The 13,801-nt window shown below is 29.0% G+C and carries 15 protein-coding genes; 5 read left to right on the forward strand and 10 right to left on the reverse strand.

Annotated features, from left to right (window positions below; all coding sequences use genetic code 11):
• Position 1 precedes the first annotated feature (1 nt).
• From QIA27_RS00615 to ruvA, 4 genes are all read right to left on the reverse strand, one after another.
• Positions 2–1,666, reverse strand: a complete 1,665-nt coding sequence (locus tag QIA27_RS00615; protein ID WP_301403431.1) for a diphosphate--fructose-6-phosphate 1-phosphotransferase — start codon at positions 1,664–1,666, stop codon at positions 2–4.
• Between the two features lie 70 nt (positions 1,667–1,736).
• Complete coding sequence (queA, locus tag QIA27_RS00620) at positions 1,737–2,777, reverse strand: tRNA preQ1(34) S-adenosylmethionine ribosyltransferase-isomerase QueA (protein ID WP_301353330.1); 1,041 nt, start codon at positions 2,775–2,777, stop codon at positions 1,737–1,739.
• Positions 2,752–3,795 (reverse strand): Holliday junction branch migration DNA helicase RuvB, encoded by a 1,044-nt coding sequence (gene ruvB, locus QIA27_RS00625; RefSeq protein WP_301403432.1) that lies wholly within the window; start codon positions 3,793–3,795, stop codon positions 2,752–2,754. The genes queA and ruvB overlap by 26 nt, the downstream gene beginning before the upstream one ends.
• A gap of 44 nt (positions 3,796–3,839) precedes the next feature.
• Complete coding sequence (gene ruvA, locus QIA27_RS00630; RefSeq protein ID WP_301403433.1) at positions 3,840–4,430, reverse strand: Holliday junction branch migration protein RuvA; 591 nt, start codon at positions 4,428–4,430, stop codon at positions 3,840–3,842.
• A 69-nt stretch (positions 4,431–4,499) separates the two neighbouring features.
• Here ruvA and QIA27_RS00635 point away from each other — a divergent pair, with 69 nt between their 5' ends.
• Positions 4,500–5,642 carry a PQQ-dependent sugar dehydrogenase gene (locus QIA27_RS00635; protein ID WP_301403434.1) on the forward strand — a complete coding sequence of 381 codons (1,143 nt, stop codon included), beginning with the start codon at positions 4,500–4,502 and terminating at the stop codon, positions 5,640–5,642.
• A 10-nt stretch (positions 5,643–5,652) separates the two neighbouring features.
• On the opposite strand, the gene QIA27_RS00640 is transcribed toward QIA27_RS00635, so the two are convergent.
• Both QIA27_RS00640 and QIA27_RS00645 read right to left on the reverse strand, forming a co-directional pair.
• Positions 5,653–6,384, reverse strand: a complete 732-nt coding sequence (locus tag QIA27_RS00640; RefSeq protein WP_301403435.1) for a YebC/PmpR family DNA-binding transcriptional regulator — start codon at positions 6,382–6,384, stop codon at positions 5,653–5,655.
• Positions 6,385–7,290: a bifunctional 5,10-methylenetetrahydrofolate dehydrogenase/5,10-methenyltetrahydrofolate cyclohydrolase gene (locus QIA27_RS00645; protein ID WP_301403436.1), complete on the reverse strand. Its 906-nt coding sequence runs from the start codon at positions 7,288–7,290 to the stop codon at positions 6,385–6,387.
• A gap of 149 nt (positions 7,291–7,439) precedes the next feature.
• Between QIA27_RS00645 and QIA27_RS00650 the strand changes: the two genes are divergently transcribed.
• Together QIA27_RS00650 and bamB are read left to right on the forward strand one after the other, a co-directional pair.
• Complete coding sequence (locus QIA27_RS00650) at positions 7,440–8,078, forward strand: BB0027 family outer member beta-barrel protein (protein WP_301403437.1); 639 nt, start codon at positions 7,440–7,442, stop codon at positions 8,076–8,078.
• Between the two features lie 7 nt (positions 8,079–8,085).
• On the forward strand, positions 8,086–9,135 hold the full coding sequence (gene bamB / locus QIA27_RS00655; protein ID WP_301386179.1) for an outer membrane protein assembly factor BamB: 1,050 nt from the start codon (positions 8,086–8,088) through the stop codon (positions 9,133–9,135).
• Here bamB and QIA27_RS00660 read toward each other — a convergent pair.
• Genes QIA27_RS00660 through lepB (QIA27_RS00670) form a run of 3 tightly spaced genes read right to left on the reverse strand, consistent with a single transcriptional unit; the run spans position 9,121 to position 11,159 of the window.
• Positions 9,121–9,552, reverse strand: coding sequence for a DUF188 domain-containing protein (locus QIA27_RS00660; protein ID WP_301353338.1), 432 nt, complete (start codon positions 9,550–9,552; stop codon positions 9,121–9,123). The two genes, bamB and QIA27_RS00660, sit on opposite strands and share 15 nt — an antisense overlap.
• A complete protein-coding gene (gene lepB / locus QIA27_RS00665) occupies positions 9,542–10,177 on the reverse strand; it encodes a signal peptidase I (RefSeq protein ID WP_301353339.1) in 636 nt (211 codons plus the stop codon). Before lepB (QIA27_RS00665) ends, QIA27_RS00660 begins: the two co-directional genes overlap by 11 nt.
• A 1-nt stretch (position 10,178) precedes the next feature.
• Complete coding sequence (gene lepB / locus QIA27_RS00670) at positions 10,179–11,159, reverse strand: signal peptidase I (protein ID WP_301353340.1); 981 nt, start codon at positions 11,157–11,159, stop codon at positions 10,179–10,181.
• Positions 11,160–11,229: 70 nt separating this feature from the next.
• Here lepB (QIA27_RS00670) and QIA27_RS00675 point away from each other — a divergent pair, with 70 nt between their 5' ends.
• Both QIA27_RS00675 and smpB read left to right on the forward strand, forming a co-directional pair.
• Positions 11,230–12,696 carry an SUMF1/EgtB/PvdO family nonheme iron enzyme gene (locus QIA27_RS00675; RefSeq protein ID WP_301353341.1) on the forward strand — a complete coding sequence of 489 codons (1,467 nt, stop codon included), beginning with the start codon at positions 11,230–11,232 and terminating at the stop codon, positions 12,694–12,696.
• Between the two features lie 11 nt (positions 12,697–12,707).
• On the forward strand, positions 12,708–13,160 hold the full coding sequence (gene smpB / locus QIA27_RS00680) for an SsrA-binding protein (RefSeq protein ID WP_301386183.1): 453 nt from the start codon (positions 12,708–12,710) through the stop codon (positions 13,158–13,160).
• An 81-nt stretch (positions 13,161–13,241) separates the two neighbouring features.
• Here smpB and QIA27_RS00685 read toward each other — a convergent pair whose 3' ends face one another.
• A complete protein-coding gene (locus QIA27_RS00685; protein WP_301403438.1) occupies positions 13,242–13,778 on the reverse strand; it encodes a P13 family porin in 537 nt (178 codons plus the stop codon).
• Positions 13,779–13,801: the final 23 nt, after the last annotated feature.

Here is a 13,801-nt window from a genome sequence, read left to right on the forward strand (position 1 = left end):
TTTACTTCAATAATTCTAACTTTAAAGTTTCAGTTATTTCACCAGTCTCAGAAGAACCAAAATACTGCACAGGACCTGGATATAAATACAAATTATTCAAAGCCCACTTATCACGATTTTCAACAAACTCCTTAAATGGTCTTCCTTCTAAATCAACTAGAGCTTTTCTTATAACAGGTTTTTGCGATCCATACCTCTCTTCCATGTTCATTAACATTGTTAAAGGCACTCCTCCTGCAACCCAATCCGTTGGTTTTGAATTTAAATTTTTTATACAAGACATATAACCTGTAAGGCCATTTAAAATCAGAGCAACAGCATTATATCCTAAACTATAGCAATAATCACTATCAAAATTAGAAGGAAAAGCACTTCTACCCTCATATCCAAAGAAATGATCAACTGGAATAAAGTTTCCCTTATATTCCCCCTTTTTTTTCATATCGCTTAATCTTGATTGAACCATTTCAATAAACAACTTTTCAGTAGGAACTCTTGAAACATTAAAATTTCCATGAGGATCTCTTTCTAAAATTGAACTTACAAGTTCAAATTGAATAAACAAAGGCAAAGACAAATAAACTCCCTTCATATAATCACTAAGCTTAGCAACGAAAACTTCTTTCATCCCTTCAATATTAAGCCCTTTAAACTCACTTTCATTTTTATCAAAAATATTGCATAATTCAACCATTAAAGACTTAATTTCTGGAATAAACTCAATCACGCCTTCAGGAACTATAACTATTCCAAAATTATCCCCATTTAAAGATCTCTTTAAAATAACAAACACCATTTCATCAACAATCTCAGACAAAGTTTTCTTTTTAGCCAAAACCTCTTCAGACACAATGCAAATGTTTGGATGAGTTTTTAAAGCACATTCCAAAGCAACATGAGATGCGCTCCTACCCATAAGTTTGACAAAATGCCAATATTTTTTAGTCGACATGGCATCTCGACACAAATTACCTATCATCTGAGAATAAATTTTCGTAGCAGAATCAAAACCAAATGAAATTTCAATATGATCATTTTTAAGATCAGCATCAATTGTCTTTGGAACTCCAATAACCTGAATATTCTCTCCCTTCTTTTTAAAATACTCTGCAAGAATAGCCGCATTAGTATTCGAATCATCACCACCAATAATAATAATTGCATCAAGATTGTTTTCTTTGGCAACAAATAAAGCTTTATTATAATGCTCTTCTGTTTCTATTTTTGTTCTTCCAGAAGATACAATGTCAAAGCCTCCGGTATTTCTGTAAGAATTTACTAAACTTTCAGTAAGTTCAATTTTATCATTCTCCAACAAGCCTAAAGGGCCTCCCTTAAATCCAAAAAGCTTTGAATTTGCATTAAATTTTTTTATTGCATCAAAAACACCAGATATAACATTATGCCCCCCGGGAGCAGGTCCTCCAGAAAGAATAATACCAATATTTAAAGCTTTTGAAAAAGATAAATTAGACTTGCCCTCAGTAAAACTTACAATTGGCAGCCCATAAGTATTCTTAAAAAATTCCTTTAAAGCCTGTTTATCTTGAATTGCTTCAGTTTTTTCTCCACAAACTAAACTAATATTCTTAAAATCTTTTTTTAAAATATCTGGCAATTTGGGAATATATTTTTGCCTTTCTTTCTGAAAAAGAGAAGTATTCATACATTTTCCTCCTAATTAATTAAATTAAGCCCTATCATAACTTAAATATAAAATAATTCACAACTAATATCTATATATGATTTAAAACTAACATAGCATCGCCATAAGAAAAAAATTTATAACCTTTATTTACAGCTTCTTCATAAGAACTAAACACAAAATCTTTGCCTGCAAATGAGGATACCAGCATCAAAAGAGTAGATTGAGGTGTGTGAAAATTTGTAAAAAGCATGTCGACAAACTTAAAACAATAGTTTTGACCAGGATAAATAAAAAGATTTGTACTTTGCTGACCTGTTTTAAACTTCTTAAGCTTATTATCATAAGATGACTCTAAGGCCCTAAGCGTTGTAGTACCAACTGACAAAATTTTTTTACCAAGAAATTTTGCATTCTCCAATCTATTAGCCACACTATCTTTTATTAAAAAAGTTTCAAAATGCATATTATGTTCTTCGATCCTTTTTGATCTTACAGGAAGAAAAGTGCCAAGCCCCACATGAAGAGTAATAAAATCATATTCAATATTTCTCTCTTCAAAAACAGAAAACAAATCTTTGCTAAAATGCAATCCTGCAGTTGCAGCAGCTGCAGACCCAATGTATTTAGAATAAACAGTTTGATATCGATCTTCATCTATTTTATCATAATCTCTTTTAATGTAAGGGGGTATAGGAACAAAACCGTGTTTTTCAAAATAATCTTCTCCAACATCATCATTGAATTTTAAAACAATCTCACTACCATTTTTCGACAAAATTTCACCTATTAATCCTTCAGGAAATTTGTAAACATTGCCAACAATTTGCCTTTTGGACTTAGAAATCAATGCGGTAAACAGAGCAGCACCAATTCTATCCAAAATCAAAAATTCAACATTACTACCAACTTCTGATTCTGCATATATTCTTGATTTTCTAACTTTTGAATTATTAAAAATAACAAAAGTATCACTATTTATATATTTTAAAATATTGTTTACAGAATTTTCATGGTAAATTTTTTGCAATTTGGGATCTAGTACCATTAACCTTGAAGATCCTCTTTTTTCACTTGGATATTGAGCTATTAAAGAATAGGGCAAATTAAAATGAAACTCTTTGGTTTTCACTAAGATCATCCTCTTTCATCTCTAAGTTTAAGTGAAGATACGCGAACTCAGTAGCTTTACGACCTCTGTGAGTTCTGTTAATAAATCCTTTCATAATTAAATAAGGCTCATAAAAGTCTTCAAGAGAATCTGCTGTTTCCCCTACAGAAATAGCTAAAGTATCAACACCTACAGGCCCCCCATTAAACTTCAATATTAAACTTCTTAAAATATTTCTGTCTTGCTCATCAAGACCTTCTCCATCTATTCTAAGCATTTCAAGCCCAATTGCAACAATGTCGCTTGTAACAACCAAACTTCCAGTTACCTGAGCAATATCTCTTATTCGTCTTAGCAATCTATTTGCTATTCGAGGAGTTCCTCTTGAACTTCTTGCAAGAAGAAAAGCCGCATCCTCTTCTATTTCAATATTTAAAATAATAGAATTTCTCTTTATTATCTCAACAAGCTCTATTTCGCTGTAAAGTTCAAATCTTGCAGTAATTCCAAATCTCGCATAAAGTGGAGATGTTACTTTTCCCGGTTTAGTAGTAGCTCCAATCAATGTGAATTTTGGAAGTGGCATTCGAACAGTTCTTGCATTAGCTCCTTGCCCGATTACCCAATCTAGCTCATAATCTTCCATGGCAATACAAAGCATTTCTTCTATTATTGGTCTAAGTCTATGTATTTCATCAATAAATAAAACACTCTTCTCATCAAGACCTGTCAAAATTCCAATAATATCTTTAGGTTTGTCAAAAGCCGGAGCTGACGTGATCTTAATTGAAGCATTCATCTCAAAGGCAATAATACTTGCAAGAGTAGTTTTTCCAAGACCTGGCGGACCACTCAAAAACACATGATCTAAAGCTTCATCTCTCTCTTTAGAAGCTCTTATAAAAATACTAAGAGTTTCTTTAACATTAGCCTGACCTTTAAAATCTTCAAAAACCTTAGGTCTAAGCTCATTTTCACCCCTATCATATAAATAATTTTCACTAGAACTTAAAAAGTTTGTACTATTTTCATCTTTCATAAAAACCCCTTAAAGACTATTTAATAATTACCAACAACTAACAATTAATTCGAAATTCTTTTTAAAACCTCCTTAAATAAAAACTGCTCCTTTTCAGAGTCTTTTAAATTCAAAAATTCAACTAAATTGGAAGCCTCATTAAGCTTACTATTAACAATTTTTCTGTCAAATCCCATGCTAACAATCGATTCTTCTAATTCTTTAAATCTAAAAAGACTAGGTTCAAGCTCATTATTAATCAAAAGCTTACCCTGAAGATGTAAAAACATTTTACCAGCCATTTTTTTACCAATGCCTTTGATTTTAGAAACAAGTTCAACATCTTCCCTATCAATAGCGTCCTTAAACTCATTATACCTTATATTAGAGAGCACTCTTAAAGCAGCCCTTGGCCCTATTCCACTTACTCCAATAAGTCCTTTAAAAGTTTCTCTTTCATCTGAATTCAAAAATCCAAAAAGCTTTAATTCATTTTCTCTCGTATAAAGATAGGTAAACAGTTCAACCTTGTCTGACAACTTAAAATTAGCAAGGCAAAATGTACTAACTAAAAGTTCAAATTCAAAAACAGTAGTCATTAAAACCAAACTAGATTCTTTTTTTTCTACAACTTTACCATGAATCTTATTTATCATATAATTAAATTATATTACACAGAAACATCCAATTTAAAGAAAAAGCATTAAATAAAAAAAGGACACTAAATGAAAAATCAAATTTTAAATAGCTATTTTCAATTAATTACAACTATTTTTTTAATTTCATCTATAACTGTGGCAGCAGAAGAACCAACAAACTCACTAAAAGTTCCAAATGGATTTAAAGTCGAAATTTTTTTAAACAATACAATTGAAAAACCAAGGGGAATTACAAGCGATCAAGATGGAAACATATTCATAGGGTCTGGGAGCACTTTTGCATACTTTGCTACAAAAAACAAAAAAATCTATACTATAGCAAAAACCTTAAAAAAACCTATTGGCATTGCTTATTGGGACAATAAATTGTATATATCTTCTGTCGATAAAATATATATAGTTGAAAATGTAAAAGAAGAAATTAATAAAAGCATGAAATCAAATAAAGACTATACATGGAAAATGCAAATCTTTTCATTTCTACCAAAAAATAATTCCAACATGCACTCCGGACGTTATATTAAAGTAGATCCTAAAAATAACAAACTAATCGTAAACATAGGATCCCAACATAATGCTAAAATTCCTCCAAAAAAAGAAGCAATACTTCTCAGCATCGATTTAAAAACAAAAAAAGAAGACATAGTAGCCTTTGGAGTAAGAAACTCGGTTGGATTTGATTTTCATCCAATTAGCAATGAGATGTATTTTAGCGACAATGGCCAAGACGGATTAGGAGACAACATTCCCCCAGACGAAATAAACCTAATAATCAAATATAAAGAACATTTTGGATTTCCCTATGTGTTTGGCAAAAACCAAAAAAATTTCAATTTTTATAACAAGGCACCCAAAAATACTAAGTTTATCCCATCTATTTATGAACTTCCTGCTCATGTAGCCCCACTTGGAATACACTTTTATCAGGGAAATAACTTTCCAAGAGAATATATCAATAAATTATTCATAGCAGAGCATGGTTCATGGAACAGATCCTCTCCTGTTGGCTACAGGATAACTACACTAGACATTGATCCGAAAACCAGAATAGCAAAAAATTACAAAGTTTTTTTACATGGATTTTTAAAGTCCGATAACTCTAAATTTGGGCGACCTGTTGATATAATCACATATTATGACGGCTCAATTCTTTTTTCAGATGATTTTGGAAATAAAATTTACAGAGTCTACTACGAAAATATTAAATAAAATTAGAAAACTAGCTTAATTCTTCTGGAATCTCTAAATTATGAATTACTTCTTGAACATCATCAAAGTCTTCAAGCTTTTCAACAAGAAAAATTATTTTTTCTGCTTGCTCTTTGTTTAAAAAAATTTTATTTTCAGGAATTAAAGCTATCTCTGCAACCTCTTCTTTAAATTTAGTTTTTAAAAAAGATAAGACTTTATCAAAATCATCAGGACTTGTAATAACTTCCGCTTCATTGTTTGAAACTAAAATATCTTCAGCACCAACTTCTAATGCAAATTCCATTATCTCATCCTCAAGATATTTTTCTAAATTGTAAACAATAAGACCCTTTCTGTAAAACATATATGAGACTGAACCTGGAGTCCCAAGAGATCCTCCACCTTTTGCAAGAACACTTTTTACATCACTAGAAGTTCTGTTTTTATTGTCTGTCAAGCATTTAATCATTAAAGCCACTCCGTAAGGAGCATAAGCCTCATAAGTGATTTCAAAATATTCAACCCCTTCATTACCACCAATACCCTTTTTTATTGCCTTCTCAATATTATCCTTTGGCATATTGGCAACCTTAGCCTTATTAACAGCGACCCTTAATCTCGGATTAGACTCAATATCTCCCCCACCTATTTTAGCTGCAATAGTTATCTCTCTTATTAGCTTTGTAAAAATTTTATTACGCTTTGCATCAAGAGCACCTTTTTTTCTCTTTATTGTTGACCATTTGCTGTGACCAGACATTTATACCTCCACCAATTTTTCCAACCGATCTAAAACGTCAAATTTATTATTATTAATCAAATGAGCTTTAATTGTGTTAAACATTAACATAAGAACCGTAACAGGGCCTACTCCTCCCTTAACAGGAGTAATAAATTTAACACAATCTTTAATATTGTCAAAATCTGTATCACCTGAGAGGATTTTTCCGTTATTAGTCTCAATTTCAGAAATACCAATATCAATCACATAAGGTTTTCCACACAACATGCTTTTATCTATCAACTTGGGCTTACCAACAGCAGAAATAACAATGTCTGCTTGTCTTAAATAAACATCCAAATAAACGCTTTTACTGTGACAAGCAATAACAGTTGCATCATAAGGCTTTGATGAGAGCAATATTGAAATAGGCCTTCCTACAAGAGGACTTCTGCCAACTACAACAACCGTTTTCCCCGATGTTTTTATTTCTTCATCTCGCAAAATCTTTAACACAGCAAGAGCTGTGCAAGGAATAAACCCTTTTTTATCGCCCAAAATCATTTTACCTAAATTAATAAAAGACAAGCCATCAACATCTTTTGAATAAACTATGCCATTTAAAATAGAATTTAAATCCATACCTTTCAAAAGGGGCAATTGAACAATAATTCCATCTGTACTTAAATTTTTATTTTCTCTATCAATTACTTCTAAAATATCGCTTTGAACAGAATTCGTAGGAAATTTAATTACTTCAACATTCAAACCAATCTCTTTTGCAACTCGATTCTTAATTGAAACATAAAGCTTGCTTGCAGGTTCATCATTTGCTAAAACAACTTTTAATGCAATTTTATCTACCAAGTCGTGCTGCTTTAAGAATTCCTTTAGCATTAAATAGTACTTATTCGCAAAATCCTTCCCATTAAACACAGTATTCAAAATATGCCTCTTAAACTTAAAAAGATTACCTTAATATTATACCCAGATTGTCAATATAAGGAAAGATAAACCTCTAAATTTCAAATTGTAATTAAATTTATTTTCAACTATAATAAACAAGGATAATAATTTTAAAAGAATGGAGAATAATGAAAAGGTATCTTTTTATAACACTAATTACAATTTTACTAATTGGTGTAAACATAAAAAAAATTGAAGCCGCAGCCAATATTGACAGACATACGAACTCTACCTTAGGAATAGATTTAAGCATTGGAATGCCTATTTTTTACAACGACTTATCAAGAGCTTATTCTACCAATTTATATCCGGGAGGTATTGGGGCAATAAAATATCAATACCATATTTTAAATAATTTAGCAATTGGGCTTGAGCTAAGATATATGTTTAACTTTGACATTAACCACTCTTTTAACATATTAAATCCAGATTCAAGTGTAGGCAAAATTTTTTATAGTGTGCCTATCACATTTTCAATAAACTATATATTTGATATAGGAGAATTATTTCAAATTCCAATTTTCACAAATGTAGGGCTTTCTCTTAATACATATGGAGACAGAAATAACAATATTACAAATTTAAGAACTTTTGATGCACTCCCTACAATCTCTTTTGGATCTGGAATTTTATGGAACTTTAACTATAAATGGTCTTTTGGAGCAACAGCATCTTGGTGGATGATGTTTGAATTCGGAAATTCCGCTAAAATGGCACATTTTGCACTTATATCATTATCAGTTACAGTAAATGTAAATAAATTATAGGATAAAAATGAAACAAAAATATGAAAACTATTTCAAAAAAAGATTAATTTTAAACCTATTAACATTTTTACTACTAACATGCTCAAGCGAATCCATATTTTCCCAACTAGGAAATCTGCAAAAAATAAACCATGAATATAATATTTTAGGTAGTTCAAGTCCAAGAGGAATTTCTTTAGTAGGAGAAGCTCTCTATATTGCAGCTATGCATTTATTTAAAAAAGAAAACGGTAAAATTGAAAAAATTGACTTGAGCAATTCTTATGAGTTTATAAATGATATTGTAAATGTATCTGGGAAAACTTATCTTTTAGCACAAAACAAAAAAGCAGAATTAGAAGTTTGTGAGCTAAATGGAAAAGATTGGACATTAAAATTTAAAAAACCGCTAAAAGCATATAAATTTTTAAAATCTGTAGGAAAAGATGGCATAAAAGAAGCATACATTTTAGCTATAGATAAAAATAATCAAGAGAAAATTTTTGATCTACAAGGAATTGACAAAACACCATCGCAAGCTACTGAAAATGACAAATTTTATCAAATATCAAATACAGATAACTTAATTACAGGAAATTCACTTAAAATATGGCAAATAGATAGCAATACATATACAAGTATAGACTATCAACAAGCCAAAGAAATAATGCCTATCATTAAAACAAGCATTAGGGGGTTTTCTGAAATCTTAGTAATGACTGGTGGTCACAATAATTTAGATACAAAATTTAAAGTGTACTCAAATGCGAATAATTATACAACGCCAATATTTATTCAAGAAGAAGTGGGGGAATTTAGTGGCTACTTCGCAAGAGAATTTAATGATGTAATATTAATCGGAAGTAATAATGGATTTGCAGAATTTACAAAAAATAAAGAAGGGATTTTTGCTTTACAAGCGCCCTCAAAATCTGTAGCACCTGGCGCTTATAACAGTTCTCAGCTAAGCAAAACAGGCCTTAACGATATTATTCCTGTATCAAACAACACAATTTACATATTAACTCAGGGAAAAGGTTTGTGGAAATTGGAAAACAAAAAATTAACTAAAGAATAAAGAATAAAAATTCGTTATAAATTTATCATATCTAGATTTATTAAAATCTCCATCATAATATTTTTTAACCTTAATTTTTAAATTGAAATTAATCTTAGATCTAAAATATAAATAATTTATATTATTTATATTAAAAATTCGACCCTCATCATTCATAACCTTAACCTCAAGATCCAAAAGAAGTTTAGCAAAAAAAATATCTCGAGTAATCACAAGACTGCACTTATCTGCTAAATTCAAAATAAATGCATCAACATTATCTACCACTTCTAAAGCAACATTTTCTGTTTTTTCTAAACTTAAAAACTTATTAGAAACCACAATAAGTTTTGATTTATTGTGCAATATAAATTTTTGTAAAAATTTTATTATCTTAAAATTACAAGAATCAGCATCAACAAAAATTTTATTTAACAATCTTATAGTCCACTACCTTAAAGGCCAAAAAAGAAACAATGGCATTTTTATTAATAGGCCCAAATATTCTAGAATCATTTAAAACGCTCAAATTGTCATTTAATAAAAAAATTTCATTTTTTTTTAAAACAAAACACTTAACCACCTCATCTGTATTAAAAAAATTATTCAACTTGTAATAGCTAACCAAATTGCCATTCAAATAAAAAAAATCTGTATCCTTTTTATTTACCAAAACATTCAAACCTCTAACGTACACAGAATCACCCTGAACAGCTGCTATTCTTGAGACCTTATAGGTTACTCTTTTAAAGATTTTATTTAAAAAAAAGAAATCTTTTATTAAAGCTAATAAAAAATTATTATTTACCCTAAAATCTTCATAAAGAACAATATCATTCATTTTCAAAGGAATAAAAAAAGACGTTATATGTCTTGCAACAAAAAATAAACTAGAATTTTTTGTTATTGTTGGCAACATTTCATTACTTTTAATCATAAAAATTTGCAAAACAAATTTTGTGAAAAAAAAATTTAACATTAAAAATGTTAAAACATATTTAAAAAAAATTTTTCTTTGCTTTTTCCTTAAAAGCCTTTGCTCGAAAGTTAAATATGGAGCCACTTTAAATAAATCCTACTCTAGAAAATGGAAGATATATTACCAAGGTTCTTCCAAGAACTTTATTTTTATTGATTACCCCAAAAAATCGACCATCATGAGAATTGTCTCTATTATCCCCAATTGGCAAAACATATCCATAAGGAACATAAATTCCATAATCCCTTATTATAGCTTTTTCCATATAATAATCAACATAAGGCATAAAAGCAGATAAATACTTATATTCCAATCTTTCAAGCTCAAACCTATCAATCACTCTAACATCAAAAAATGAGAAATCGGGGGTACTGCTTAAATTTACATTTAACTGACTTAGAGCAACAAACAGAGCAAAATCACTATAAATTTCATAGTCCTCGTTTGCCACAATTTTTTTAATATTAAAATTTTGATCAACCAAATCTCGATAAGAATCTTCTAAAATAAAATTTTCTTCGCCTTCGTTTTTAATATAAGCCTTACCACTGTTAAATCTAACAATTTTGCCATCTGCAAATACGCCTCTTTTTACGAGAAATCTAACATTAGGATTGCCATATTCATCTCTATCAAGATCAACAAAAGACAGTGTTAACATGTAAAGTATTCTTTGAAAAATATCAAAAAAAACACCCTTTGATTTATACTCCGGATTTTCAAAAATAATAATATCGGATTCTTCTGGAGTTTTAAAACCATTAATCTTAAATAATCCTGGTAAAAGTTCCGGACCATAAGAAAATTTATCTACAAATAAAAAATCCCCTATTTGAAGAGTATTTTCCATTGAACCCGATGGTATTTTATAAGCTTGAACAAAATATTGATTTATTACCAGTACAAAAATTGCCGCCGCTACAAAATCAAATAAAAAGTTGAGCAAAAATCCTCGTTTCTTCGCCCTTAATTTGCAAAAATACTTTTTTCTTTTTCGATATGTTAAGTATTTCTCAACAAAATATACCAAAAAAGATGCAAATTTATCCAATTTTCTTAAATACATAATCTAACCTCAAGAATTAAATCATACAAAATATTGACACTTATTTAAATACTTTTCTATACTTTAAAAGATGAAAGAAAGTGATGAGAATTCAAATATTGAGCTTTTTGAAGTTAAATTAAAGCCAATCCTAGGAATAGCACCCAAAGTTTATGTACTTCTTACAGCAATAATATTACTTTTAAGTTTAATATTAATTTTAATAATTATACCCAAATTTAAAAATCCAGGAGCATATTTAAAAATAAATTCTAATATTGCAAATACTTACATCTATTTAAACGAAAAATATATCGGCAGAACTCCACTTAATAAATATATAAATACCACTGAAGGAATTATTAAAGCAAAAAGGATGGGATTTAAAACCTACGAACAAAACATAAAAATTCACAATAAATTTTTTGGAAACTACAATTTACAAATAAATTTAGAGCTGGTTGATCCCGAAAAGATTATTAAACAAAGACAAAAAGAGCTCTCTGTAATGGTTAAAATAAAAAATACTAATGAAAATACAAAATTAATTCCTGTATTTTCATTAATATCTAGTGAACTCAAAGAACATCCCAAATACATTAAAAAATTTCTAAAAGACTCTATACCTTACTTAAATTCAATCGAAATGTTTAAGGATTTTCTAGATTCATACAAAGTCGTATATTCAATAGGCCAAAGCAATAGCAATCAAGAAAAAATATGGAACTCTCTAAAAACAAATTTTGATTTAGAAAATAGAGCTATCTTTTGGTTTTTAGAAAACTTAGATAAAGATCTAAAAATGCTAACCAAAAATGAGTCTTGGGTTAAAACATTAGCCAAAACTCTAGATAATGAAAATATTCAATTAATTTCTAAAAATGAAAAAATTAACATAAAGTTACCTGGATTTAAAAAAATAAATTCAAATAAAATCGAAAAAATTCAAAATTATGAATTAGATTCAAAAAATATTTCACTAAAATCTACATATAATATAAAAGAATTTCTTATTCAAGAGCAAAATGTTACAAAATATGAGTATCAAGATTTTTTAAAAGAAAATCCAAAATGGACATTAAATAATAAAGAGAGTTTAATAAAAGAACAGCTTGTAGATGAAAATTATCTTAAAAATTTTAATCAAATAGGCTTAAATGAGGCTATCACGGGAATATCTTATTTTTCAGCATTAGAATATGCCAACTGGTACTCTAAAAAACTTCCCGATGGATTTAAAGCAAGACTCCCCATATCACAAGAATGGGAATTATATCAAAAAGAACCAAACAAAAAACCATTAAATATTAATGAAATATCAAAAAAAGTTGGATTTTGGAATTTAATGCAAAATTCGTCTTTTAACGATATTGCAATATTCAAAAATGAAAAAAATTTTTATAACGAAAATTCAAATTTTTATTCATTGATAACAGAAATCAGAACATACTCTCATCAAAACAATAATTTACTCAATTCATCAACTAAAGCTTCTTTCTTGAAAAATTGGAGTTCTCCAAACATTGGTTTTAGATTGATTGTATCAAAGAAGGGATAGAAGGAATAGATTTGAAGACAAACACTTTGTTTCTTGAAAACAAAAAAGCAAAATTCAATTACTTTATTGAAGAAAAAATAAGTTGCGGAATAGTACTAAAGGGAACCGAAGTGAAATCAATAAAGGCAAAAAAATTATCATTTAATAATAGCTTTGCTAGCATAAAAAAAGAAGAATTATGGCTTGAAAACTTGCACGTATCAAAATATAAAGAAGGAAATATATTCAATCATGATGAATTAAGACCTAGAAAACTTCTAATAAAAAAACAGGAATTACAAAGACTAAAAAAATTTAAAGAAAAAGAAGGATATACTTTAATTCCTATTAGCTTTTATTTAAAAAAATCGATAATTAAAGTAGAAATTGGAATATGCAAAGGAAAAAAATTGCATGATAAAAGAGAAATACTAAAACAAAAAAGCATAAAAAAAGAACTTAGTAGAGAAATAAAATATAAATAATAAATAAAAACTCTAATTTCCAATTACAATGAGCAATCACAATACAAATTGCAATCACTCATTTTTTTATAATAAATAAAATTAATAACTCTTTTTGAAAGACAGCTCAAACCCAAGAGCACTAGATTGGCCCATGTTAATATCAAAACTAGGCTCAAATCCTCCCAAAGCTATATTAAGGCTATTTTTCAGTTTCCTATTATAACTATTGGCAAATGTAAATGGAAGAATAATTTCTGTCAATCTTGTCACAGTCATAGTAAGCACACCTGCCAACATTATTCCCTTGCCCCAAGTCCATTTAAAAGCAACTTTTTTAGCATTATTACCTAAAGCCTTGATATCTAAATAAGCTCCCGTAAGTATTAGCCCTATACCAACTGCATCAAATCCAAGAATAAGAGAACCTCCAAGAACATCTCCTTGAGCAAAAGAACCTATCCCAAACCCTAAAAAAAGGTTCAATAAAAATGGCACAATAGGATCTTTTTTGTTAGTTTCATAAGCCAAAAGTTTTTCTCCTGCCCCCATATTAAAATCGCTTTTAGAATCATAAGCTTGGGCAAAGCTAGAAAAAACACAAAAGGTTACTAAAACAAAAATTAAAAATTTATTCATAAAAAACCCCTTCATTAAAACTG

This window comes from [Borrelia] tanukii (assembly GCF_030439725.2).
In the GTDB taxonomy this organism is placed as follows: Bacteria; Spirochaetota; Spirochaetia; order Borreliales; family Borreliaceae; genus Borreliella; species Borreliella tanukii.